Consider the following 23,424-nt stretch of genomic DNA (forward strand, 5'->3'; position numbering starts at 1 on the left):
TTAATCTATAGGAGGGGTCACCAAATGCGCTATTTAAAGATTGCGGCACTGGCATTCACGGCACTGGCGGGGCTTTCAGGAGCGGCTTCCGCTGCCGATCCCGCAGCTTGCGAAACCATCCGGCTGTCCGATCCGGGTTGGACCGACATCACCTCCACCAACTCCGTCGCAAGCGTGCTGCTGGAAGGCCTTGGCTACAAGCCCGATGTAAAGACCATGTCCGTGCCGATCGGCTATGAGGCACTCAAGACCGGTAATCTTGACGTCTTCCTCGGTAACTGGATGCCTGCACAGCAGAAGTTCCGCGACGATCTCGACAAGGCGAAAGCCGCAGAAGTCATCGTCAAGAATCTCGAAGGAGCGAAGTTCACGCTGGCCGTGCCGGATTATGTGGCAAGCGAGGGCGTGAAGGACTTTGCCGATCTTGCCGCCCATGCCGACAAGTTCGGCAAGGAGATTTACGGCATCGAGCCGGGCGCGCCTGCCAACCAGAATATCCAGAAGATCATCGAGGACCAGAAATTCAAGCTCGATGGCTGGAAGCTGGTGGAATCGAGCGAGCAAGCCATGCTCGCGCAGGTGGACCGCAAGAACAAGGACAAGGCTTGGGTCGTGTTCCTGGCCTGGGCACCGCACCCGATGAACAACAAGCTCAAGATCGAATATCTGGCTGGCGGCGATGACTATTTCGGCCCGAATTTCGGCGGCGCGGAAGTCTACACGCTTGGCCGCACCGGCTGGGCCGCACAGTGCCCCAATGCTGCAACCTTCTTCAAGAACCTCACTTTCACCGTCGATATCGAGAACGAGCTGATGGGCAAGATTCTGGATGAAGGCGCGGAAGGTCCTGCAGCCGCCAAGGAATGGCTGAAGGCGCATCCGGACCAGATCGACAAGTGGCTTGCGGGCGTCACCACATTCAAGGGCGAACCGGGCGCGGAAGCCGTCAAGGCAAGCCTCGGTCTTTGACCGCGAACAACACGCAGTTTGCAGGCGGGCGTTTCAGCGCCCGCCGTTTCGCGTTCCCACATTTGCCAACGGTCCCGCACAATGAAAAAGCCGAATATCCTCATCCTCATGGTCGACCAGATGAACGGCACGTTCTTTCCGGACGGCCCGGCCGAATTCCTTCACGTCCCAAATCTGAGAAAACTTGCAGAACGTTCCGCACGTTTTGCCAATTGCTACACGGCGAGCCCCCTCTGTGCGCCTGCGCGCGCGTCGTTCATGTCGGGCCAGTTGCCGTTTCGAACCGGCGTCTATGACAATGCGGCGGAGTTTTCGTCTGAAATCCCGACCTATGCGCATCATCTCCGCAATGCTGGCTACCAGACGGCGCTTTCCGGCAAGATGCATTTCGTCGGGCCGGATCAGCTACACGGTTTCGAGCAGCGGCTCACCACCGACATCTACCCGGCGGATTTCGGCTGGACGCCGGACTATCGCAAACCCGGTGAACGCATCGACTGGTGGTATCACAATCTCGGCTCGATCACCGGAGCGGGTTCCGCCGAAATCACCAATCAGCTCGAATATGACGACGAAGTCGCCTATCAGGCCGAAGCAAAGCTCTATGATCTTGCGCGCGGCCACGACGAGCGGCCATGGTGTCTGACAGTCAGCTTCACGCATCCCCACGATCCCTACGTAGCACGCAAGCGCTTCTTCGATCTCTATGCGGACATTCCCGAACTTGATCCCAAAATCGCACCCCTGCCTGAAAGCGAGATCGACCCGCACACCGAACGCCTGTTACGGGCCTGCAAGGCCGAGGACTACGACCTGACCCGCGAACAGGTTCGCACGGCACGTCAGGCCTATTTCGCCAATATCTCCTATGTTGATGAAAAGGTCAGCGCCCTGCTCGATGTTATCGAGCGTTGCGGCATGGCGGACGACACGATTGTCGTCTTCACTTCCGATCACGGCGATATGCTCGGCGAACGCGGCCTGTGGTTCAAGATGAGCTTCTTCGATGGCTCCGCTCGCGTCCCGTTGATGATCGCGGCCCCGCAATTGCAGGCTGGCCGCGTGGATGCGCCCGTCTCGACGCTCGACGTTCTGCCGACACTGGCCGACCTTGCCGGGATCGACCTCAAGGGCATCATGCCGTGGACCGACGGCGTTTCACTGACTGGTGTTGCTTCAGATTCCGCCGAACGCGGCGCGGTTCCAATCGAATATGCAGCCGAAGGCACCATAGCGCCGATGGTCTCGCTACGGGATGGTGACTGGAAGCTCAACCTTTGCCGCGCCGACCCGCCACAATTGTTCAACCTTGCCGACGATCCCGACGAGCTGCGCAATCTGGCGGAACTGCCGGAATTCAAAACCGTTCTGGACGACCTTCTGGCCAAAGCTGAAACACGCTGGAATCTGGAACGCTACGATGCCGACGTCCGGGCCAGTCAGGCTCGTCGCCACGTCGTTTATCCGGCATTGCGCAACGGCGCCTATTATCCGTGGGACTACCAGCCGCTGCAAAAGGCATCCGAGCGCTATATGCGCAACCACATGGACCTGAACGTGCTGGAAGAAAACCAGCGCTTTCCGCGCTGATTAGCAAAGCGGGGCCTCACAGCCCCGCCTGTTCAAATTCTTACTGTTCGGAAAATTCCAGAACCGTGCCGCTGGCATTTTCCGGCAGCACGGCGATGCCCGCAGATGTCTTCACGTGGGAAATTCCGTTGGTATCGAGAACGCCGCGCGCCTTGTCCAGCGAAGCGACCCGGATGCGCAAAACGGCGAAAGCCTTGCCCGGTGTCCGGGCAAAATCCACACCGGGATAGATTGCAGCGGCTTTCTCCTCACTCACAACCCATATGTCTGCCGAACGTGAGCCTGTCGAAACCTTCCAGCCGCCATCCTGCGCCTCTGCCTTCCCGTCCGCGAACAGGCGTGCAAAACCTTTGGCCGCAGTTTCGGGATCGGATGAAATGGCAACAATGGCGGAAAGGCCATTTGCACCATTTGCATGTTCGATCAGTTCCGGCAGCCAGACCGTTTCGCGGGTCTTGTGCTGGCACATGAAGACCATACCTTGCGGCACTTCACTTTCCGAGAAAGGCACAGTTTCAAAAGCCGCAACACCCTCGCCGCCGCCCGGCAGTTCTACGGGACGCTGAAACGCGCCAACCTCGCCGGTCTTGATGCCAAGTGCGTCCAGTTCCGCCTTGGCTTCGCGCGCATTGTCGATGCGGCAGGCAATGGCATGGAGGCCTTCGCCCTGCGCTGCCAGTTTCTCACGCTGATGCAGATTGCCCGGCGTCTCGGCGACAATACCGAGCAGCTCGAAATAATCTTCCGGAAACATGATAGTGTAGTTGCCGGTGCCCTTCTCCTTGCTGTGGAGGCCGCGCGGGCTCAGCGTAAATCCGAAACGGCGATATTGCTCGGCACTTTTCTCAAGATCGCCGACCAGCAGGAAAATATGATCGACGCCTTTGACCGGATGAGACATGCAAAACTTCCTTTTCTATTTCTTGGTCGGAGCCAGAACGATCTCGTGGATCGTAACCTTGGGATTCATATTGGCAACATAGAGCGCGGTTTCAGCCATATCCTCGGGCTGGATGACATCATCCATGCGAGAGAGATCGAAGCCCGGACGACGCGCCAGAAGCGGCGTCGCCACCTCGCCGGGGCACAGCACGGTCGACCGGATGCCGTTCGGCCCTTCCTGCGCATTCAGGCTGGCGCTCAGATCGTTGAGCGCATGCTTGGACGCACCATAAGGAACACCGCCGCCGGGAGACGAGAACCGCCCTGCCCATGACGATGTGTGGATCATCAACCCACCGCCCTGCGCGCGCATAGGCGTCAGGGCAGCCGCGATCACGTTGATCGCACCCTTGATGTTGATGTCGATGACATCGTCCCATGAATCGAAATCAATATCCGCCCAGCTACGGCGCGGAATATTGAGACCGGCATTGTTGCAGAGCACATCCAGACGACCTGCCCATTCGACGATTGCCCCAACAGTCGCGGCCACAGCCTCACGGTCGAGAACATCGGCTGGAAATATCTGCGCCTCCCCGCCATTGGAGACGATTTCCTCGGCAATCGCGGCAAGCGCATCTGCCTTGCGGCCCGTCAGCGCGACCCGCCAGCCTTCATGCGCGAAACGTCGCGCCATGGCAGCACCGATGCCAGACCCGGCGCCGGTAATCCAGACAGCGCCGCGGTCGTTTTTACCCGAGTTTGCGTTCTGCTCGGGGGAATTCTGGCTCATCAACAAACTCCGTCGTAGAAAATCGACATTTATTAACGCAGGCCGGTCGAGAAATTTTACCAATTTTGCCCGACATATTAGTTTATCTTGACATTATCGCCACGGATTCTAGCATATCAATGCTTGCATACAACAAAGACCCTTTGAAGTGGCATTTCGTTGCGATTTCAGGGGCTTGAACAATATTGGGACGTGCGGGAAAAGAGGCTGGAAAGCCCTCCCTCAACGTCCTTCAGGGGAACAGAGAATGCATATCAGAAAAGCTGGCCTTGGCCTGTTTCTTGCGGCGTTTTCGCTTGCGACGGCGTCTTCGCACGCCGAAGAAGTGAAGCGCGGCGGCACTGTCATCGTCCATATGAACACCGAGCAGGGTGTGCTTAACCCTGCGCTGCGCGCCTCCACCGGCGTCTATCAGATCACCGGCCGCATCATGGAGCCGCTGATCGACCGCACCTATGAGGGCTATGTGCCGGTTCTGGCCACAAGCTGGTCGTCCTCGGAAGACGGCAAGGCCATCACCTTCAAGCTGCGCGAGAATGTGCGCTGGCATGACGGCCAGCCTTTCAGCTGCGATGACGTTTCGTTCAGCGCGATGAACCTCTGGAAGAAACTCCTCAACTATTCGACCACGCTTCAGGCCAATCTCGAAGCTGTCGATTGCACCGATCCTTACACAGCAGTGTTCCGCTATTCCAAACCGATGCCGCTGGAACTGCTCGTCGCAGCCATGCCTGATCTCGGCCATCCGGTGCCGAAGCATCTTTATGAAGGCACTGATATTCTCAAGAACAAGTACAACGCCGCGCCGGTGGGCACGGGACCGTTCAAGTTCGTCGAATATGAGCGCGGCCAGCACATCATTGCCGAGCGCAATGACGACTACTGGCGCGGCAAGGAATATCCTTATCTCGACCGCATCGTCTGGCGCTTCATGCCGGACAAGGCCGCAGCAGCCGCCGCGCTTGAAGCCGGTGAAATGATGGAAACCGCCTTCAACGGCATTTCCATGTCGGATACCGAACGCCTTCAGAAGGATGGCCGCTTCGACACCGGCACCAAGGGTTTTGAGAACAACGTTGCCCACTCGACGATCGAGTTCAACCTGCGCAATCCGATCCTTGCCAATCTGAAAGTTCGTCAGGCGATCTATCACGCGCTCGACATCGATTTCGCGATCAAGACGATCATGCGCGGCTATGCCAAGCCGGGCCGTGGCCCGATCCCGAGCACCGGCGGCGCCAACTATACGGATCAGGTCCAGACTTACCCGTATGATGTTGAAAAGGCGAAAAAACTGCTCGACGAAGCCGGCTATCCGGTCAAGGAGAACGGCATTCGCTTCAAGCTGCGTCATCGCCCGGCACCATGGGGTGAATATACGCAACTCTGGGCCGAGTATTATGCTCAGGCGATGAAGGAAGTCGGCATCGACGTCGAAATTCTCACCAATGACGCACCGGGCTTCCTGAACGGCGTCTATCGCGATCATGACTTCGACACGGCAAGCGGCTGGCATCAGTTCCGCTCCGATCCGGCTGTCTCCACCACCGTCTGGCTGCGTTCCGGCGCTCCTGTCGGCACGGCATGGTCCAACCAGTTCGACTACAAGTCCGACGAAATGGACAGCCTGATCGACAAGGCTGCGAGCGAGCTCGATCCGGCCAAGCGCGCCGATCTCTATCACCAGATCCAGCAGCTTGAGATGAAGGACCTGCCGGTCATCTTCGCCATTGAACATCCGTTCGTCGGCGTGACCAACAAGGTCTTGAAGAACCACCACAACACGCCGCGCTGGGATTCTTCCAGCTGGTACGATCTGTGGATCGATCAATAAACAATACCAACCGCTGCCGGTCATCCGGCAGCGGCTCCCCAGTTTTATGAATGCTGAAATGAATATCTTGCAGGATAACCCGCAATGCCCCTGCCCCCGATCCTGACTTTTGCGCTGCGGCGCATCTTACAGGCGATCCCCGTCATTCTTCTCATCATGATCGGGTCATTCCTGCTGATCAAGCTCGCGCCCGGCGATACTGTGGACGCACTTGTCGGCGACATGGGCGGCGCAGATCCGCAATTCGTCGCCAATCTGCGCACCGAATACGGCCTCGACCAGCCGGTCTGGACACAGCTCTGGATTTACATGACCAAGCTGGCGCAGTTCGATTTCGGCTGGTCCTATGTCTACGAGCAGCCGGTGCTGGATGTGCTGATGGCCCGCCTTGTGCCGACGCTCCTGCTCATGGTTTCCTCGCTTTCGGTGGCCTTTATTTTCGGCATTGCGCTTGGGGCTTTTGCGGCGCGCAAGGCATATTCGCTGACCGACAATGCGATTTCCACGCTCGGCCTCGTTTTTTATGCCATGCCGAGCTTCTTTCTCAGCCTCATCTTGATGTTCATCTTTTCCGTCAAGCTCGGCTGGCTGCCGGTCGGCGGTTACAAGACGATTGCCGGGTTTTACACCGGCTGGAAGAATGTCTGGGATATTGCCGTGCACCTCGTCATGCCGACGACAGCGCTTTCGCTCATCTATCTTGCATTCTACATGCGCCTGATGCGCACCAGCGTGCTGGAAGTGGCCGACCTCGATTATGTTCGTACCGCACGAGCCAAGGGCGCCAGCGGTGCAAGGCTGATGTTCCATCACATCATGCGCAACGCATTCCTGCCTGTCGTCACGCTGCTCGGACTGCAGTTCTCGACCGTACTTGGCGGCTCCGTCGTGATCGAGACAATCTTCTCGCTGCCTGGCCTCGGCCAGCTTGCCTACACCTCCGTGATCAAGCGCGACCTCAACACGCTGATGGGCATCATCTTCCTGTGCTCGGTGCTGGTGGTGATCGTGAATTTCATCACCGATCTCATCTATGCGCGGCTTGATTCCAGGATCGAACTGTCATGACTTCACAGGACCTCTCCCTCACCCGCCCACAGGTCTCGCGCGCAAAAATTCTGTGGCAGCGTTTCAGCCGCAACCGCGCCGCCGTGCTGGGCCTTATCCTCTTCATCGCCGTGGTCCTGATTGCGCTGCTGGCCGATGTCATTACGCCCGGTGACCCGCTGCGGCGCGCTGGCGATCCGCTCGTCTGGCCATTCGTCAATGCTGCAACGCCGCTTGGCACCGACCAGCTCGGGCGCGATATCATGGCAGGCATCTTCCATGGCGCGCGCATCTCGCTTCTGATCGGCGTGGTGGCCACCCTCATTTCCATCGTGATCGGCATCATCATCGGCGCTCTTGCCGGCTATTATGGCGGCTGGGTGGATGACGTTTTGATGCGCATCACCGAAGCTTTCCAGACCGTTCCAAGCTTCGTTCTGCTTCTGACACTGGTGGCAATCTTCGGGTCATCGATCGAAAACATCATCATCTGCATCGGCATCGTTTCATGGACCGCGCCTGCCCGCATGGTGCGCGCCGAATTTCTGGCGCTGCGCAAGCGCGAATTCATCGATGCTGCGCGTAATCTCGGTGTTGGCAATGCCTCGATCATCTTCCGCGAAATCCTGCCGAATGCCCTGCCGCCGGTGATCGTCTTCGCATCCGTGGTGATGGCCACCTCCATCCTGATGGAAAGCGCTCTCGCCTTCCTTGGTCTCGGCGATCCGAACTATGCAAGCTGGGGCAACATGATCGGCCAGGGTCGCGCCGTGCTGCGCACCGACTGGTTCTGCTCGGTCATTCCCGGCATCGCCATTCTGCTCACCGTTCTTTCCTTCAGCCTGCTCGGTGAAGGCCTGAACGACGCGCTTAATCCGAGGCAGAAGAAATAATGACCGCCGCACCCGTTCTCGAAATCAAAAACCTGCAGATCGCGCTGCCAAAGGGCGCCGACCGCCCTTACGCCCTGCAGGACCTGACACTGACCATCAACCCCGGTGAAATCGTCTGCCTCGTCGGCGAAAGCGGCTCCGGAAAATCGCTTTCGGCGGGCGCGATCATGCGCCTTCTGCCGGAACCGCATGTGCGCGTAACCCATGGCACGATCAGGCTTGAAGGCACCGATCTCTATTCGCTGAGCGAAGCCGATATGAAGAAGCTGCGCGGCGACCGCATCGGCATGATCTTTCAGGAGCCGATGACCGCGCTCAACCCGCAGAAGACAGTCGGCTGGCAGATCGATGAAGTGTTGCGCCTGCACACGAAGCTCGGTCGCAAGGAGCGCCGCGCCGCCGTGCTGAACATGCTGGCAGAGGTGAAAATTCCGGACCTGGAATCTGCCTATAACGCCTATCCGCACCAGATTTCCGGCGGACAGCGTCAGCGTGTCATGATTGCAATGGCGCTGATCCTGAAACCGCGCCTCATCATCGCCGACGAGCCAACCACGGCGCTCGACGTAACCACGCAGGCACAAATCCTGAAACTGATCCGCGACCTGCAACGCGAACACAATACCGGCATTCTGTTCATCACGCATGACTTCGGCGTAGTGGCGGAAATTGCCGACCGCGTCGCCGTGCTGCGGCTCGGGCAACTGGTTGAGCAAGGCCCGGCAAATGAAGTGCTGAACCATCCGCAGCACGCTTACACAAAGGCGCTTATCGCATCGGTTCCAGCCCTCACCCCGCCCGAACCGAAGCCATCTGTGGACGCTCAGCCGGTCATTCTCAAGGCCAGCGCTTTACGCAAAACCTTCAAGGCGCGCGGCGGTTTGCTCACCGGCAAAAGAAGTGCCGTTCCTGCCGTCAAGGACCTTTCGTTCGAGCTGCGTCAGGGCGAAACGCTCGGCGTCGTTGGCGAAAGCGGCTCGGGCAAGACAACCGTTTCGCGCATTGTCACCCGTCTGCTGGAAGCAGATAGCGGCAAGGTCGATGTGAATGGCAAAGATTTTCTGAGCGCCAGCCCGCGGGAAGTGCGTGCCATGCGCAAGGACATCCAGATGGTCTTTCAGGACCCGATGGCCTCGCTCAACCCGCGCCGCCGCGTCGTTGACCTGATTGCGCAGGGTCCAATCGTCCATGGCGTGCCGAAGGAACAGGCCCATGCGAAAGCGCGTGAATTATTGGAGCTGGTCGAACTATCGCCCGCTGCCGCCGACCGATTTCCGCATGAGTTTTCGGGCGGGCAGCGCCAGCGTATCGGCATTGCCCGTGCACTGGCTCTGGAGCCGCGCATCATCGTCGCGGACGAACCGGTGTCGGCGCTCGATGTCTCGGTGCAGGCGCAGGTTCTGCGTCTTCTTGCCGACCTCCGCGAACGGCTCAACCTGTCGCTGCTTTTCGTAACGCACGATTTGCGTGTGGCAGCCCAGCTCTGCGACCGCATCATCGTCATGTCGAAGGGCGAGATCGCCGAAGCCGGTCTGACGGCGCAAGTCTTCGCCAACCCGCAACATGAATATACACAGCGCCTGCTTGCCTCCATTCCTGGCAAGGGCTGGACACCGCCTCGTTTGGGAAATGCCTAGAGCCATGCAGAAGATAGCCTTTCCACCTTCCATCTGGGCTGCCACTGCCCCTGCCCGCACACCTGCAAAGCCGCTGGCCAATGACGCGGAAGCCGATGTCGCCATCGTCGGTGGTGGCTTTACTGGGCTTTCGGCGGCGCTCCATCTGGCAAAACGCGGCAAGCGCGTCATCCTGCTGGAAGGCAATGCCGTCGGCTGGGGCGCATCGGGACGCAACAACGGACAGGTCATCCCGACCATGACTTCGGCGGAACCCGATGCCATCGCCAAACGCTACGGCGCATCGGGTGAACGTTTTGCCAGACTGATTGGCAATAGCGCCGACACTCTCTTCTCCATCGTGCGTGATGAAAATATCGAAGCCGAGGCCGAGCAGAACGGCTGGTTCCAGCCTGCCCATTCGCCGGGCCGGGTGAAGCTTTCGCAAACCCGCGTGGATGCATGGAAACGCTTCGGCTTCCCGGCAGAGTTTTTCGACCGCGCCGCGACATCGCGGCTGTTGGGCAGCGATTTCTGGTATGGCGGCATGTTCAACCCGACCGGCGGCCATATCAATCCGCTGGCTTTCGCGCGCGGGCTTGCAGCCGCAGCCGAACGCCACGGCACAATCATTCACGAGCAAAGCCCGGTCATCTCCTATGCCCAGGTTGGCGACCATTGGGAAGTCAAGACCGCCAGCGCCACAGTTCGTGCCAAGGGCTTTCTGCTCGCCACCAACGCCTATACCGGCGAACTGCGCGAAGGGCTTGCCCCGCGCCTGGCCCGCACCATCGTACCAGTACTCTCGTGGCAGATGGCGACCGCGCCCGTCAGCGATAATCTGCGGGCGACGATTTTGCCCGGACGGCAGGCGGTTTCCGATACGCGCGGCGATCTGCGCTTCTTCCGCTACGATGCCCGCAACCGGCTGATTACCGGCGGCGTGGTGATGGGAAATTTCAACGTGGCCGAACGCGTCAAGCGCAAGACAGCGCGTAACATGGCGGAAGCTTTCCCCGCACTTGGCGAGCCGGAAATCACCCATGTGTGGAGCGGTTATATCGGCATGACATGGGATCGTTTCCCGCGCGTTCATCAGCTCGGCCCCAATGGCTGGGCATGGATCGGCTGCAACGGGCGCGGTGTTGCGCTTGGCACATCGCTCGGGCGTGAATTCGCACGGGCGCTCGATGGCGAGCCTGTGCAGGAACTTGCCCTGCCCGTCTCGGAACCGGCACCGCTGCCTTTTCATAAAGTCGCGCGGAAGATCGCGCCGTTCTATCTCGCATGGCTTCGGCGCAAGGATCTCACCGAGCCAAATCTCTAACTCATCTCATTCAACGTTCATGTGAAAGGTCAGGTCCATGAATCAAATGTCAATTCTCGAACGTCGCCGCATTGAAGCGCTGGTTCTCAAGAACGTCTACGAGGTTATTCGCGAACGTTCCGGCGAAGAAGAAGCGCAAGCTGCAATCGGCGAAGCAGTCAGCCGCTCGGCCATCGAACAGGGCAAGAGCTTTGCCGATGAGTTGGGTCGCACGCCGACAATACAGGACTTTGCCGACATCCAGCCGCTATGGACGAAGGAAAACGCGCTGGAGATCGACGTGATTTCGCAGGGCGAAGATCATTTTGATTTCAACGTTACGCGCTGCCGTTATTCGGAAATGTACCGCGAGATGGGTCTTGGCCATATCGGTCACCTGCTGTCCTGCAATCGCGATGGCGATTTCTGCATCGGCTACAATCCCGAAATGAAGCTGGAACGCTCGCAGACCATCATGAAGGGCGCAAGCCACTGCGATTTCCGCTACCGCCTCGACAAGACTGAAGACAACACAAAAGGAGCCTGACATGCCGGTTGAAAACTGGACATCGAACCAGCTTGACGAACTCGTCGCGTTCCGTCGTGACCTGCACGAAAACCCCGAGCTGCTTTACGATGTGAACCGGACTGCCGAAAAAGTTGCCGAAGCGCTGCGCGCCGCTGGCGTCGATGAGGTCGTGACTGGTATCGGGCGCACCGGCGTCGTCGGCGTCATTCGCGGTCAGTCGAACCGCTCGGGTCGCGCCATCGGCCTGCGCGCCGACATGGACGCACTGCCGATCCTCGAAGAAACCGGCGCTGAATGGTCGTCAAAAGTGCCGGGCAAGATGCATGCCTGCGGCCATGACGGCCATACGACCATGCTTCTGGGCGCTGCGCGCGAACTGGCGCAAAGCCGCGCTTTCGACGGCACAGTCATCGTGATCTTCCAGCCCGCCGAAGAAGGTGGCGCAGGCGCCAAGGCGATGATCGACGACGGTCTGTTCAAGCGCTGGCCGGTCAACGAAGTTTACGGCATGCATAACCGTCCAAACCTCGCAGTCGGTCATTTCACCATCAATTCCGGCCCGATCATGGGATCGGTCGATGTTCTGGACATCACCATTGAGGGCGTTGGCGGACATGCCGCTTCGCCGCACCAGACCATCGACCCCATTCCCGTCACGGCAGCGCTCATTCAGGCAATCCAGACGCTGACGGCACGCACGATCGACCCGCTGGATTCCGCGGTGATCTCGATCACCACCATTCAGGGTGGCGACGCGTTCAACGTCATTCCGCAGAAAATCCGGCTGACCGGCACGGTTCGTACGCTTCGCGAGGAAGTGCGTGACCATATCGAGGAAAAGCTTACCCGCGCCGTGCAGGGCATTGCCGATGCTTTCGGCGCCAAGGCCACGCTCGATTATCATCGCAGCTATCCGGTCACCGTCAATCACGAGCGCGAAACGGAACTGGCGGCAATCGCTGCCGATGCAGTTGCAGGCGCCGACCGTGTGACGCGCGACATGCCGGCGACGCTGGGCGGTGAAGACTTTGCCTTCATGCTGAACGAAGTGCCGGGCGCAATGATCAATATCGGCAATGGCCCGAGTGCCAATCTCCATCACCCCAAATATGACTTCAACGACGATGTCATCGCCTGGGGTTGTTCATACTGGACCACACTTGTACGCCATCGGCTGCCGATCGAGAATTGATAGCGACCTACATATGAACAGGGGCGGCGCCTTTGGGAGCCGCCCTTTGTGTTTTGCGTAGAAAGCGAAGTTGCAGAACAATAAAACCTCTAGTTTATCTGAGCCGCTCGTAATATAACGCGCTCCCAATAAACCATCGCGGCTTTTCCCGATGGGAAAAGAGAATCCGGTTTGAGCGCATATCCTGAACGTCTCAGTTTCGGAAATGCGGGAAGCCAGTGGTAGAGCGGGAAATCCATGAATATCGAGTCTGCCTTGAGCGACAGCGCCAATATTTTTGACCTTGCGCCAATTTCCCTGTGGCTTGAGGATTATAGCGGCCTGCGCAAGCAGTTCGAAGAATGGCGCGCGCTTGGCGTTACCGATCTCAAGGCATTCCTGCACGAAGACACGACCCGGCTTCGCATCTGCACCAGCCATATCCGGGTTTTGAAGGTCAACCGCAAGACGCTTTCGCTTTTCGAGGCAGACAGCGTCAGCCATCTGGTCGCCAATCTCGAGCGCGTGTTTCGCGACGACATGCTGGACCCGCATATCGACGAGATGGTCCAGCTCTGGAATGGCGGCAATGCCTTCTCAAGCGATACCATCAACTATTCGCTTGGCGGCAAACGGCTCGACATACAGCTAAAGGGCGTCGTGCTTCCCGGCTATGAGCACACCTGGGAGCGGGTGCTGCTTTCCATCGAGGATGTTACCGCCCGCGAGGACGCCCGCCGCGAACAGGACCGCCACAAGCAGCACGCGCAGGGCCTTTTCGAACATTCTCCCGTGTCGCTCTGGGTCGAGGATTTCAGCCGCATCAAGCAATTGATGGACGATGTGCGCCAGCGCGGCATCGTTGATTTTCGGGTATTTACCGACGTGCATCCGGAATTCGTACGCCAGTGCATGAGCGAAATCCGGGTTCTCGAAGTCAACACCGAGACAACTGCCCTCTTCCTCGCATCCGACAAGAAGACGCTGCTGCAGAACCTGCCGCACATCTTCAAGGACGAGATGGAATCATCGTTCCGCGAACAGTTGATTGATCTCTGGAACGGTGTCCTGTTCCAGCGCCGCGAAGTGGTGAACTACGCGCTCGACGGCACCGAAAGGCATGTGCTTCTGCAATTCTCCGTTTTGCCGGGACATGAGACGGACTGGTCTCTGGTGCAGATCGCGCTTACCGATATCACTGCGCGCAAGAAGGCAGAAGCCTATCTGGAATATCTGGGCAAACACGACGTTCTGACCAAGCTTCACAATCGCGCCTATTATGTCGACGAGCTTAACCGGCTTGAGCGGAAGGGCCATACGCCCGTTTCGGTCATCATCATCGATCTCAACGGCCTAAAGGCCGCCAATGACCAATGGGGCCATGCGACGGGCGATGGATTGCTGCGGCGCATCGGCGAAGTGCTGAATGAAGCCGTGAAACAGCCGGGCCACGCGGCGCGCATCGGCGGCGACGAATTCGCAGTTGTGCTGCCTTATGTGGATGAGCGCGGCGCCGAAGCGATGGTCGATGACATTCAGCGGCTGGTCGAGATCAACAACCAGTATTATTCCCAGCTCAAGCTCAATCTTTCCATCGGCTCTGCAACCAGCATGCCGGGCGAAAAGCTGGAAACCGTTGCCAAGCGCGCCGACCTGCTGATGTATGAGAACAAGCGTCAGCAATATACGAGCGGCATGATCTAGTCATCAAATGCGATAATCGTCTTGCCGCGCGTCAGATCGGTAACGAGGCGGGATAGTTCATCCCGCATGGCAATGGGCATGGTGCCCGCGATCTCCACGCCGGTGCCGGTGAAGTTCTCTTGCGCGATGGCGAGGTTTTCCACCGCTGTCAGACGGGCTTTCAGCAGCGCATGGTCTGAAAAATCGCAGGCGAACTGAAATCCGACCTGCGGAATAACTTCTGTTTTCTCCGCCTGTCGCAGACAGGTTGCAGCCGTGCCGCCATAGGCGCGCATCAGGCCGCCGCTTCCCAGAAGAATGCCGCCAAACCAGCGCGTGACCATAACTGCAATATTATCGAGTTGCTGGCCGTCGATTGCCTGCAGGATCGGCTTTCCTGCCGTACCGCTCGGCTCGCCATCGTCGCTGAAACGGTAGTTCTGCCCCATGCGCCAGGCCCAGCAATTATGGCTTGCCGACAGGTCGGAATGCTCGCTCAAAAAGTCCTTCACCGCCTGCTCGCTCGCCACAGGCGCGGCAATGGCCAGAAACCGACTTTTCTTGATCTCCTGACTATAGGTTTCGACGCGACTGATCGTGAACATGGCAATCCTGCAAAGATGATTTCGGGGCCTAGCATTTTCCATTGAGGATGACGACCCCTTCCAGCTTCCCCTGGCATTGCGCCCACCGGATATAGGGTATAAGGCAATTGAAAAATGAGCCCATATTTTTGAGCTCTGTTCTTGCATATCCAGATGAAAGGTCCTGCCGATGTTCGATTTGATCGTGAGAAACGCCAATCTCCCCGACGGTCGCGAGAAGCAGGACATTTTGGTCAAGGACGGCAAGATTGCCGATATCGTGCCCTCCAAAGAGGAGCATCAGGCGGCGCAGGAAATCGATGCGACCGACCGGCTCGTAACCCCACCTTTCGTCGACCCGCATTTCCATATGGATGCGACCCTGTCGCTCGGCCTGCCGCGCCTCAATCGTTCCGGCACGCTTCTCGAAGGTATCGCGCTCTGGGGCGAACTAAAGCCGATACTGACCGTTGAGGCCATGGTCGAGCGCGCGCTGCGTTATTGCGATCTGGCCGTTTCGCAGGGCCTGCTGGCAATCCGCAGCCATGTCGATGTCAGCGATCCGCGCCTCTTCACCGCTGAAGCGATGATCGAAGTGCGTGAGAAGGTGAAGCCTTACATCGACCTGCAGCTCGTAGCCTTCCCGCAGGATGGTTATTACCGTTCGCCGGGCGCGGTCGATCTCGTCAACCGCTCGCTCGATATGGGGCTCGACGTCGTCGGCGGTATTCCGCATTTTGAGCGCACCATGGCCGATGGCGCAGCCTCGCTGGAAGAACTCTGCCGCATTGCCGCCGAACGCGGCCTGCCGGTCGATATCCATTGCGACGAAAGCGATGATCCGATGTCGCGCCATGTCGAAACGCTGGCCGCGCAGACCATGCGTTTTGGCCTGCAGGGTCGCGTTTCCGGCTCGCATCTGACCTCCATGCATTCCATGGACAATTATTACGTCTCGAAGCTCATTCCGCTGATTGCGGAAGCAAAGATGAATGCCATTCCGAACCCGCTCATCAACATCACGCTTCAGGGCCGTGCGGACACCTATCCGAAGCGCCGCGGCATGACCCGCGTGCCGGAACTGATGGCTGCTGGCATCAATGTCGCCTTCGGCCATGACTGCGTGATGGACCCCTGGTACTCGATGGGTTCCGGCGACATGCTGGAAGTCGGCCACATGGCGATCCATGTCGCACAGATGACCTCCATCGAAGGCAAGAAGCAGGTTTTCGACGCGCTCACCGTCAATTCCGCCAAGGCGCTCGGCCTCGAAGGCTATGGCCTTGCAAAAGGCTGCAATGCCGACTTTGTGGTGCTGCAGGCACGCGACCCGATTGAAGCGCTGCGCCTCAAGGCAAACCGCCTCAAAGTCGTGAAGCGTGGCAAGGTCATCGCCGAAACCCCGCAGCGCATAAGCCGCCTCAACCTCGAAGGCCGTCCGTCTTCGGTTGACGGGGCTGACTACGCGCCAGTCGGCCAGCTTTAGAATCTTCTTGAATTAAAGGTGGTTTGGGCAATGATGGAAATCGTTGCTCATGAAATCCGCACGTCAAAACGAAGCAACCGGCTGCGCGCACCCACGCGCCGAAAACACACATGAGGGGTCCCTGACCAAATGACAAAAATCATCAAAACACCGAACTTTACTCGTCGCGACATTCTCGCAATGTCCGCAGCACTGGGCGCAACGGCAATCACCACCCGCGTCTTCGCTGCCGATGAAAAGCTGAAAGTGGCAGGCATCCACGCCTCGCCAGTCGAAAACGCATGGAATTCGCGTCTCCACGATGCACTGAAGCAGGCCAATGACGAAGGCGTCATCGAATATGTCTTCTCCGAAGGCGTTTCGGCGAGCGACTACCCCCGCGCCATGCGCGAATATGCCGAACAGGGCATCAAGCTGATCGTCGGCGAATCCTATGCCGTCGAACGCGAAGCGCGCCAGGTGGCAGGCGATTATCCGAAGGCGGCTTTCGTCATGGGCTCATCGGGCAAGCCGCAGGGCGACAATTTCGGTGTTTTCGGCACCTGGAACTTCGAGGCTGCCTATCTCGCAGGCATGCTGGCAGGCGCGATGAGCAAGTCCGGCACCTTCGGCTCGGTCGGCGCCGTGCCGATTCCGGAAGTCAACATGCTCATCAATGCCTTTCAGGACGGCGTGAAGGAAACCCGCCCTGACGCCAAGTTCATCGCGTCTTTCATCGGCACCTTCTTCGACCCGCCAAAGGCACGTGAAGCCGGTCTTGCCCAGATCGACTCTGGTGCGGACATCCTGTTCGGCGAGCGCATCGGCACGGCTGACGCCGCCAAGGAACGCGGCATCAAGGCCATCGGCTCGCTGATCGACTATACGCCGCGCTATCCCGATACGGTCTTTGCCAATGCGATCTGGAATTTCCGCCCGATCCTCAATGCGGCTATCGCCGACGTGAAGGCCAGCCAGGCAACCGGCAAGGATTACACGCCATTCAGCCTGATGAAGGAAGGCGGCAACGACATCATCTACGTCAAGGGCATCGCCCCTGCCGAAGCAGAAGCCAAGATGGAAGCCCGTCGTGTGGAACTGAAGGAAGGCAAGTTCGAGTACAAGCCGAACCCGGCCGAACCGAAGTAACCTCTCAGGACGGGCAAGCACATCGTGGCAATCGACATGAACCAGCAGGATGCAACCGCGCTCGCGCAGGCGATTGCGGAAGGAATCCTCAGTGCCGAACAGGCCATGGATGCCGCTCTCGACGCAGCAGAAAAATGGCGCCCATTGGGCGCCATTGCATATCTCGATCGCGATCTGGGCCGTGCCGGTGCCATTGCATTCGATGCCGCGCCATCCAGAGCGGCCTTCGCGGGCGTTCCCTCCCTGTTCAAGGATCTGGGCGGGCCCTGTGCCGGTCTGCCGATCCGGCTCGGCTCAAAGGCATTCCTCAATGCCTCACCGCAGATGGATTCCGAACTCGGTCGCAGGCTGCGCGCAGCCGGACTTAACTTTTTTGGCACCACCACCGTGCCAGAATTCGGCTTGGCGCTTGCGAGCGAGCCAGCGGGAGCACCGCCTGCACGCCATCCCTTCGATGAAGCGCTTTCACCTGGCGGGTCATCCGGCGGAGCGGCAGCAGCGGTTGCAGCCGGGATTGTCGCAATTGCGCACGCCACCGACGCTGGCGGTTCCATCCGTGTGCCCGCCGCAACCTGCGGTCTTGTCGGCCTGAAACCAAGCCGTGGCGCCATGCCAGCGGGTCCGCATTTCGGCAATTATCTTGCAGGCATTGCGAGCGAATTTGCGCTTTGTCGCTCCGTCCGTGATGCGAAAGCGCTTCTGCCGCTTGTCGAAGGCAAAACAGAAGGTTTTCTGCCCGACCCGGCAATGCAGGCAGGTGATTTGCCGGACCGCCTTCGTGTGGGCATCGTGACCGGCGATCTCGCAAACTATCCAATCACATCGGAGCGCCTGCAGATTGTGGCCGATGCAGCGCATTTCATGGAAGCACAAGGTCATACAATCCGCGAAATCCCGGCTTCGGAATTCAGCCCGCTGATCGCTTCCAGCGCACGCGCTTTCGACCGCATCATTTCCGTCAATCTTGCGGCTGCAATCGATTTTCTGGCCCTTGATGAAGACAAGCTTGAACTGCTTACCCGTGCGGTTGCGGAGCGCGGGCGGCGCATGGAAGCCACCGCGCTTTACCGCGCCATGAACGGAGGCGTCAGCACCGCACATATGCTCTGGCAGATTTTCCGCGACATCGACGTGCTGATTACGCCTATGCTCGCGCGCGGGCCGATGCCGCTCGGCTCCTTTCCCATGGATCACGGCGATGTCGATGCGCATTGGCAGAAGATGAATGCCTTCGCGCCTTATGCGGCGCTTGCGAATATTTCCGGTTTCCCGGCGCTCTCGCTTCCCTTTGGAACCGACGCCAATGACATGCCAGTCGCCTTGCAGCTCGTGGCGCCAATGGGCGCTGACCGGCTGCTTCTGAACCTTGGCCAGCGTCTGGAGGAGGATCAGCGCTGGCAGCACAGATTTCCCGTTGCGGGGTTGAACATATGACCACGACCGTTCTTGAACTGCAGAACATCACCAAGCGATTTGGCCAGCTTACCGCCAATGACGATATTTCCCTGAAACTTGAGCGCGGCGAAATCCTCGCTTTTCTTGGCGAGAATGGTGCAGGCAAAACCACGCTGATGAACATCCTGTTCGGCCATTATGTGCCGGACGAAGGCCGCGTCTTCGTCAAAGGCGAGGAAATCCCGCAAGGCAAGCCGCGCGCTGCCATCGATGCGGGCGTGGGCATGGTGCACCAGCATTTCACGCTCGCGCCCAACCTCACAGTGCTTGAAAATATCATCACCGGCACTGAAAGCCTCTGGAAACTTAAATCGGCACATGGACCCGCGCGCACCAAGATTGCCGACATCGCCGGACGCTTCGGCCTGCAGGTTGATCCCGATGCACGGCTTGGCGATCTTTCGGTGGGTGAGCAACAGCGCGTGGAAATCCTGAAAGCGCTTTATAACGACGCCGATATTCTGATCCTCGACGAACCGACCGCCGTTCTGACCACGCAGGAAGCCGAAAACCTGTTTGCGACACTGAAAGAGATGGCACGTCAGGGGCTGTCGCTGATCTTCATCTCGCACAAGCTGCATGAAGTCATGTCGGCAGCCGACCGTGTTGTCGTCCTGCGCGGCGGAAAGCTTGTCGCTGAGCGCAAGGCCTCCGAAACCTCAAAAGAGGAACTCGCCGAACTGATGGTTGGCCGTCGCGTTTCGCGCCCTTCGCGTGCGGCGGCCTCGCCCGGCGAAACCTTGCTGGAAGCAAAGAATGTAACGGTCGTGGAAGATGGCGCGACACGCCTCAGCGATCTCGACTTTCACCTCCGCGCTGGCGAAACGCTTGGCATCATTGGCGTGTCGGGCAATGGGCAGGCAGCGCTCGGGCGTCTCATTTCCGGCCTAAGCCAGCCTGCGAGCGGCTCACTTGTCATGTTCGGGCAGACAGTTACCAAATTCGACCCGCGCCAGTTTGTGGCGGAAGGTATTGGCCGCATTCCGGAAGATCGCAATGCGGAAGGCGCAATCGGTGACCTGACACTTTGGGAAAATGCTGTGCTGGAACGCGTGCGCGATCCGCAGTTCTCCAATGGTCTTCTTGTCAACCGCACAGCCGCGCGGGAATTTACCGACCGCATCATCAAGGATTTCGATGTGCGCGGCGGCACGCCTGATAGTCGCATTCGCCTGCTTTCCGGCGGGAACATGCAGAAGCTCATTCTGGGTCGTAATCTGGAAACCGCTCCACGTATCCTGATTGCGGCGCAGCCGACGCGTGGCCTTGATGAAGGTGCCGTTGCGGCCATCCATGCCCGCATTCTGGAGGCGCGTGCCAAAGGTGCGGCAGTACTGCTGATCTCGGAAGATCTGGATGAAATCATTGGCTTGGCGGATCGTGTTCAAGCGATTGTCAAGGGGCGCCTCTCCCCACCCATTGACGCGGAAGAAGCCGATGCACAGAGGCTGGGCCTGATGATGGCTGGCGAATGGCAGACAAATACCAAGAAGGGGCTCAATTGATGCGTATTGAACGACGCGAAACACGGCCCATGGCTCTGGTGGCAACCGCACCTATTATCGCTGTCCTGACCGCTTTCGTGCTTGCCGGTCTGCTGATCGCCGCGGCTGGTGCGCCTGTTTTGGAATCCTTCCGCCAGATAGCCATCGGCGCTTTCGGCAACAAGCTTTCGATCACCGAAACACTCACCCGCGCAACACCCTTGATGCTGACCGGCCTTGCCGCTGCCGTCGCCTTTCGCTCAAAACTCTGGAATATCGGCGCCGAAGGCCAGTTTTATATGGGGGCTCTTGCGGTCGTCGCCTGTGGCACGCAATTGCAGCTTCCAGCCGCTATTCTCATTCCGCTGCTGCTCGTGGTCGGTGCGATTGCAGGCATGATTTTCCTGCTTATTCCGCTCGGGCTTCGCCTGCGCTTCGGTGTCGATGAAGTGGTGACAACACTACTCTTGAACTTTGTTGCCGTGCTCATCGTCTCGATGATGATCGAAGGGCCGATGAAAGACCCCCTCGCCTTTGGCTGGCCGCAATCCGAGCCTGTGCCGGATGCGGCGGTGCTGCCGAAAATCATGGCGGGCATGCGACTGCACATTGGTATCGTCATCGCAATCGCTCTGGCGCTCATCATCGCCTATGTACAGAAGCGCACCGTCTTCGGGCTTGAAACCAAGGCCGCCGGTCTCAATCCGCAAGCCGCGCGCTTTGCAGGCGTTCCGCTTGGCAAGACGCTGGTGAAAGTCGCCTGCATTTCCGGTGGTCTTGCGGGCCTTGCAGGCGCAATACAGGTCATGGGCGTTAAGGGTTACGTCACAACTGACCTCTCACCGGGCTTCGGCTATTCCGGTATCATTGTCGCCATGTTGGCCAATTTGAATCCCATCGGCGCGATATTCTCGGCACTTTTTGCAGCCGCCATGTTTGTCGGTGCTGACGGCATGAGCCGTGCCATCGGCATTCCAAGTTTCATTGCCGATGTGACTGTGGCGCTGTCACTTCTGACCATGCTGGTCGCTCTGTTCTTCACACAATACAGGATCGCCCGATGAACGAGTTGATGGATATCCTGCTCTCCGCAGGCCTCTGGGTCTCGGTCCTGCGCATTGCAACGCCGCTGATCTTCGGCACGCTCGGCGCACTTTATTGCGAACGGGCGGGTGTGCTTAATCTCGGCATTGAGGGCATCATGACCTTCGGCGCGATGATCGGCTGGCTGACGGTTTATAATGGCGCAGACCTCTGGGTGGGCGTGCTTGCGGCAGCAGCATCGGGCGCCGTGTTCGGCCTGCTTCATGCAGCCCTCACTGTGCCGCTCGGCCTGTCGCAGCATGTCGTGGGCTTGGGCATCACATTATTTGCATCGAGCCTCAGCTATTTCCTGTTTCGTCTTCTGGTGCCTCTCTCTTCAACTCCGCCGACGATCACACCATTCCAGCCGGTCAATCCGTCCTGGCTTGCAGATATCCCGTTCGTCGGACAGGTGCTTGGCACGCAAACGGCCCTCACGTGGATCGCCATTCCTCTGGCACTGCTGCTTGGTTATGTGCTTTTCCGCACGCCGCTCGGCCTTGCGATCCGCATGACTGGCGAAAACCCGCATGCAGCCGAAGCGCAGGGCATCAACCCGATCCGCGTGCGCATCTTTACGATCATGTTCGGCAGCGCGCTCATGGCTGTCGGCGGCGCGTTCCTTACGCTTTCCGCCTTCAATTCGTTCTTCCCGACGATGATGCAGGGGCGCGGGTGGGTCTGTATTGCGCTCGTCGTCTTCGCGTCATGGAAGCCTGCACGCGCACTTCTGGGTGCGCTGCTGTTCGCGCTGTTCGATGCTTTCCAGCTCCGCTTGCAAACGGTTTACGGTAAGGTGGTGCCTTACCAGCTTTTCCTGATGATCCCTTATATCATGTCGATTTTGGCGCTCATCGTCATGGCGCGACGTGCACGTGTTCCGCAGGCGCTGATGCAGCCCTATCGTCGCGGAGAACGTTGATCACATAGTGCGCGATGAAATAGGCGATGGTGAAAACTGCCAGTCCACCAAAGAAATCGCTCAGATGGTGTCCGCCGTGCAGCAGGATCGCGGGCACCATGATTATATTCAGAGCCAGCACCGGCAAACGCACCCATGGGATGCGCCATGTAAAGACCACGGACATTGCAGCCATGACGGTATGGAATGACGGGAATCCGATCAGACCAAGCACATTGGCTGGCGTCAGATAATCTACCCCTTCTTTCGACAAACGAACCAATTCCAGTCCATAGGACGGACCGACAGCCAATCCTGCACGTCTCACAACGTCATCAGGCAGGTTCCATACAGCCGATGTACCGAATGTGGGGAAAAAGGCCCACACCACGATGCTGAGAAGGGCGCCGACAATTCCAGTCACCAGGAAATGAGCAAGTTTTTCCGATTGCCCCGAAAAGCCGAGCAACAGAACAACCATCACCAACTGCGGCAGGGAAGTGAAGTAAACTATCTTCAACAGTGCTGAAACATCGGGCCACTGCGCAATGTATGTGACCAGACCTGGCCAGTCATACCCCATCAGTCGATCAACGCCGACCAGAAAGTCGTCAATTCGCGGGAAATGGATCGGCAGCAACACATAGTTGAAGACCGACCCCACCAGCGTGAACAATATGAAGCCCGCAGTCAGAATGAGTGTCTCCGCAATCCGGGCATCATTCCTTATGAAGCGATAAAACAAGCCGAGCATGATCGTTCCGAGACCGATCATCCCGATCATCCCGTAGCCTGTCCAGTCTACGCGAATGCCCTTCGCGGCAATCAGAAGAATGTCGATTGCGCCCAACGCACCAACGACAGTCAGAACAAATCGCTCATAACGCGAGAATATCATCAGCGCCCCCAATTGATCTCATAATCGACCAAAGAGCTGAAGTTCACGTTAAACGTGCAAACAAAAACGGCGCCCGAAGGCACCGTTCTCTT

At 58.6% G+C, this 23,424-nt stretch carries 20 protein-coding genes; 16 read left to right on the forward strand and 4 right to left on the reverse strand.

Annotated features, from left to right (window positions below; translation table 11 throughout):
* The first annotated feature begins 24 nt into the window (after window positions 1–24).
* Window positions 25–969, forward strand: coding sequence for a choline ABC transporter substrate-binding protein (choX, locus tag F9K94_RS18660; RefSeq protein ID WP_061347760.1), 945 nt, complete (start codon window positions 25–27; stop codon window positions 967–969).
* Between the two features lie 81 nt (window positions 970–1,050).
* Window positions 1,051–2,559, forward strand: a complete 1,509-nt coding sequence (gene betC, locus F9K94_RS18665; protein ID WP_151647595.1) for a choline-sulfatase — start codon at window positions 1,051–1,053, stop codon at window positions 2,557–2,559.
* A gap of 40 nt (window positions 2,560–2,599) precedes the next feature.
* Here betC and F9K94_RS18670 read toward each other — a convergent pair whose 3' ends face one another.
* Together F9K94_RS18670 and F9K94_RS18675 are read right to left on the reverse strand one after the other, a co-directional pair.
* A complete protein-coding gene (locus F9K94_RS18670; protein ID WP_151647597.1) occupies window positions 2,600–3,460 on the reverse strand; it encodes a VOC family protein in 861 nt (286 codons plus the stop codon).
* Between the two features lie 15 nt (window positions 3,461–3,475).
* Window positions 3,476–4,234, reverse strand: a complete 759-nt coding sequence (locus F9K94_RS18675) for an SDR family oxidoreductase (RefSeq protein ID WP_061347757.1) — start codon at window positions 4,232–4,234, stop codon at window positions 3,476–3,478.
* A gap of 247 nt (window positions 4,235–4,481) precedes the next feature.
* On the opposite strand from F9K94_RS18675, the gene F9K94_RS18680 reads away from it, so the two are divergent.
* The 8 genes from F9K94_RS18680 (at window position 4,482) to F9K94_RS18715 (ending at window position 14,334) form a co-directional block, all read left to right on the forward strand.
* Window positions 4,482–6,068, forward strand: coding sequence for an ABC transporter substrate-binding protein (locus tag F9K94_RS18680; RefSeq protein ID WP_061347756.1), 1,587 nt, complete (start codon window positions 4,482–4,484; stop codon window positions 6,066–6,068).
* Window positions 6,069–6,152: 84 nt separating this feature from the next.
* On the forward strand, window positions 6,153–7,136 hold the full coding sequence (locus tag F9K94_RS18685; protein ID WP_151556616.1) for an ABC transporter permease: 984 nt from the start codon (window positions 6,153–6,155) through the stop codon (window positions 7,134–7,136).
* On the forward strand, window positions 7,133–8,008 hold the full coding sequence (locus tag F9K94_RS18690) for an ABC transporter permease (protein ID WP_061347754.1): 876 nt from the start codon (window positions 7,133–7,135) through the stop codon (window positions 8,006–8,008). Before F9K94_RS18685 ends, F9K94_RS18690 begins: the two co-directional genes overlap by 4 nt.
* Window positions 8,008–9,645, forward strand: coding sequence for an ABC transporter ATP-binding protein (locus F9K94_RS18695; RefSeq protein ID WP_151647599.1), 1,638 nt, complete (start codon window positions 8,008–8,010; stop codon window positions 9,643–9,645). Before F9K94_RS18690 ends, F9K94_RS18695 begins: the two co-directional genes overlap by 1 nt.
* A gap of 4 nt (window positions 9,646–9,649) precedes the next feature.
* Window positions 9,650–10,951: an NAD(P)/FAD-dependent oxidoreductase gene (locus F9K94_RS18700; RefSeq protein WP_151647602.1), complete on the forward strand. Its 1,302-nt coding sequence runs from the start codon at window positions 9,650–9,652 to the stop codon at window positions 10,949–10,951.
* Between the two features lie 37 nt (window positions 10,952–10,988).
* The gene (locus F9K94_RS18705) at window positions 10,989–11,477 is read left to right on the forward strand and encodes an L-2-amino-thiazoline-4-carboxylic acid hydrolase (RefSeq protein WP_010658513.1); all 489 of its coding nucleotides are present in this window, start codon (window positions 10,989–10,991) and stop codon (window positions 11,475–11,477) included.
* Window position 11,478: 1 nt separating this feature from the next.
* A complete protein-coding gene (locus tag F9K94_RS18710) occupies window positions 11,479–12,651 on the forward strand; it encodes a M20 aminoacylase family protein (protein WP_061347751.1) in 1,173 nt (390 codons plus the stop codon).
* A 237-nt stretch (window positions 12,652–12,888) separates the two neighbouring features.
* Window positions 12,889–14,334: a sensor domain-containing diguanylate cyclase gene (locus tag F9K94_RS18715; RefSeq protein ID WP_061347750.1), complete on the forward strand. Its 1,446-nt coding sequence runs from the start codon at window positions 12,889–12,891 to the stop codon at window positions 14,332–14,334.
* Here the strand turns inward: F9K94_RS18715 and F9K94_RS18720 are convergent.
* The gene (locus F9K94_RS18720; RefSeq protein ID WP_151647604.1) at window positions 14,331–14,918 is read right to left on the reverse strand and encodes an IMPACT family protein; all 588 of its coding nucleotides are present in this window, start codon (window positions 14,916–14,918) and stop codon (window positions 14,331–14,333) included. The genes F9K94_RS18715 and F9K94_RS18720 overlap by 4 nt on opposite strands.
* Before the next feature lie 169 nt (window positions 14,919–15,087).
* Here F9K94_RS18720 and F9K94_RS18725 point away from each other — a divergent pair, with 169 nt between their 5' ends.
* The 6 genes from F9K94_RS18725 (at window position 15,088) to F9K94_RS18750 (ending at window position 22,455) form a co-directional block, all read left to right on the forward strand.
* Window positions 15,088–16,383 carry an amidohydrolase family protein gene (locus tag F9K94_RS18725; RefSeq protein WP_061347748.1) on the forward strand — a complete coding sequence of 432 codons (1,296 nt, stop codon included), beginning with the start codon at window positions 15,088–15,090 and terminating at the stop codon, window positions 16,381–16,383.
* Window positions 16,384–16,512: 129 nt separating this feature from the next.
* On the forward strand, window positions 16,513–17,511 hold the full coding sequence (locus F9K94_RS18730; RefSeq protein ID WP_151647606.1) for a BMP family protein: 999 nt from the start codon (window positions 16,513–16,515) through the stop codon (window positions 17,509–17,511).
* Window positions 17,512–17,547: 36 nt separating this feature from the next.
* Window positions 17,548–18,945, forward strand: a complete 1,398-nt coding sequence (locus tag F9K94_RS18735; protein WP_151647744.1) for an amidase — start codon at window positions 17,548–17,550, stop codon at window positions 18,943–18,945.
* The gene (locus F9K94_RS18740; RefSeq protein WP_151647608.1) at window positions 18,942–20,471 is read left to right on the forward strand and encodes an ABC transporter ATP-binding protein; all 1,530 of its coding nucleotides are present in this window, start codon (window positions 18,942–18,944) and stop codon (window positions 20,469–20,471) included. Before F9K94_RS18735 ends, F9K94_RS18740 begins: the two co-directional genes overlap by 4 nt.
* Window positions 20,471–21,514 carry an ABC transporter permease gene (locus F9K94_RS18745; protein ID WP_010658505.1) on the forward strand — a complete coding sequence of 348 codons (1,044 nt, stop codon included), beginning with the start codon at window positions 20,471–20,473 and terminating at the stop codon, window positions 21,512–21,514. The genes F9K94_RS18740 and F9K94_RS18745 overlap by 1 nt, the downstream gene beginning before the upstream one ends.
* Window positions 21,511–22,455: an ABC transporter permease gene (locus F9K94_RS18750; RefSeq protein WP_151647610.1), complete on the forward strand. Its 945-nt coding sequence runs from the start codon at window positions 21,511–21,513 to the stop codon at window positions 22,453–22,455. The genes F9K94_RS18745 and F9K94_RS18750 overlap by 4 nt, the downstream gene beginning before the upstream one ends.
* Here F9K94_RS18750 and F9K94_RS18755 read toward each other — a convergent pair.
* Window positions 22,391–23,332 (reverse strand): phosphatase PAP2 family protein, encoded by a 942-nt coding sequence (locus tag F9K94_RS18755; protein WP_151647612.1) that lies wholly within the window; start codon window positions 23,330–23,332, stop codon window positions 22,391–22,393. The genes F9K94_RS18750 and F9K94_RS18755 overlap by 65 nt on opposite strands.
* Window positions 23,333–23,424 lie beyond the last annotated feature (92 nt).

The organism is Brucella tritici (assembly GCF_008932285.1).
Taxonomy (GTDB): Bacteria; Pseudomonadota; Alphaproteobacteria; order Rhizobiales; family Rhizobiaceae; genus Brucella; species Brucella tritici.

What these genes read in the sequence shown, in the direction of transcription:
- choX (WP_061347760.1), top strand. Translation starts at nt 25, where the DNA reads ATGCGCTATTTAAAGATTGCGGCACTGGCATTCACGGCACTGGCGGGG.
- betC (WP_151647595.1), top strand. Translation starts at nt 1,051, where the DNA reads ATGAAAAAGCCGAATATCCTCATCCTCATGGTCGACCAGATGAACGGC.
- F9K94_RS18670 (WP_151647597.1), bottom strand. Translation starts at nt 3,460, where the DNA reads ATGTCTCATCCGGTCAAAGGCGTCGATCATATTTTCCTGCTGGTCGGC.
- F9K94_RS18675 (WP_061347757.1), bottom strand. Translation starts at nt 4,234, where the DNA reads ATGAGCCAGAATTCCCCCGAGCAGAACGCAAACTCGGGTAAAAACGAC.
- F9K94_RS18680 (WP_061347756.1), top strand. Translation starts at nt 4,482, where the DNA reads ATGCATATCAGAAAAGCTGGCCTTGGCCTGTTTCTTGCGGCGTTTTCG.
- F9K94_RS18685 (WP_151556616.1), top strand. Translation starts at nt 6,153, where the DNA reads ATGCCCCTGCCCCCGATCCTGACTTTTGCGCTGCGGCGCATCTTACAG.
- F9K94_RS18690 (WP_061347754.1), top strand. Translation starts at nt 7,133, where the DNA reads ATGACTTCACAGGACCTCTCCCTCACCCGCCCACAGGTCTCGCGCGCA.
- F9K94_RS18695 (WP_151647599.1), top strand. Translation starts at nt 8,008, where the DNA reads ATGACCGCCGCACCCGTTCTCGAAATCAAAAACCTGCAGATCGCGCTG.
- F9K94_RS18700 (WP_151647602.1), top strand. Translation starts at nt 9,650, where the DNA reads ATGCAGAAGATAGCCTTTCCACCTTCCATCTGGGCTGCCACTGCCCCT.
- F9K94_RS18705 (WP_010658513.1), top strand. Translation starts at nt 10,989, where the DNA reads ATGAATCAAATGTCAATTCTCGAACGTCGCCGCATTGAAGCGCTGGTT.
- F9K94_RS18710 (WP_061347751.1), top strand. Translation starts at nt 11,479, where the DNA reads ATGCCGGTTGAAAACTGGACATCGAACCAGCTTGACGAACTCGTCGCG.
- F9K94_RS18715 (WP_061347750.1), top strand. Translation starts at nt 12,889, where the DNA reads ATGAATATCGAGTCTGCCTTGAGCGACAGCGCCAATATTTTTGACCTT.
- F9K94_RS18720 (WP_151647604.1), bottom strand. Translation starts at nt 14,918, where the DNA reads ATGTTCACGATCAGTCGCGTCGAAACCTATAGTCAGGAGATCAAGAAA.
- F9K94_RS18725 (WP_061347748.1), top strand. Translation starts at nt 15,088, where the DNA reads ATGTTCGATTTGATCGTGAGAAACGCCAATCTCCCCGACGGTCGCGAG.
- F9K94_RS18730 (WP_151647606.1), top strand. Translation starts at nt 16,513, where the DNA reads ATGACAAAAATCATCAAAACACCGAACTTTACTCGTCGCGACATTCTC.
- F9K94_RS18735 (WP_151647744.1), top strand. Translation starts at nt 17,548, where the DNA reads ATGAACCAGCAGGATGCAACCGCGCTCGCGCAGGCGATTGCGGAAGGA.
- F9K94_RS18740 (WP_151647608.1), top strand. Translation starts at nt 18,942, where the DNA reads ATGACCACGACCGTTCTTGAACTGCAGAACATCACCAAGCGATTTGGC.
- F9K94_RS18745 (WP_010658505.1), top strand. Translation starts at nt 20,471, where the DNA reads ATGCGTATTGAACGACGCGAAACACGGCCCATGGCTCTGGTGGCAACC.
- F9K94_RS18750 (WP_151647610.1), top strand. Translation starts at nt 21,511, where the DNA reads ATGAACGAGTTGATGGATATCCTGCTCTCCGCAGGCCTCTGGGTCTCG.
- F9K94_RS18755 (WP_151647612.1), bottom strand. Translation starts at nt 23,332, where the DNA reads ATGATATTCTCGCGTTATGAGCGATTTGTTCTGACTGTCGTTGGTGCG.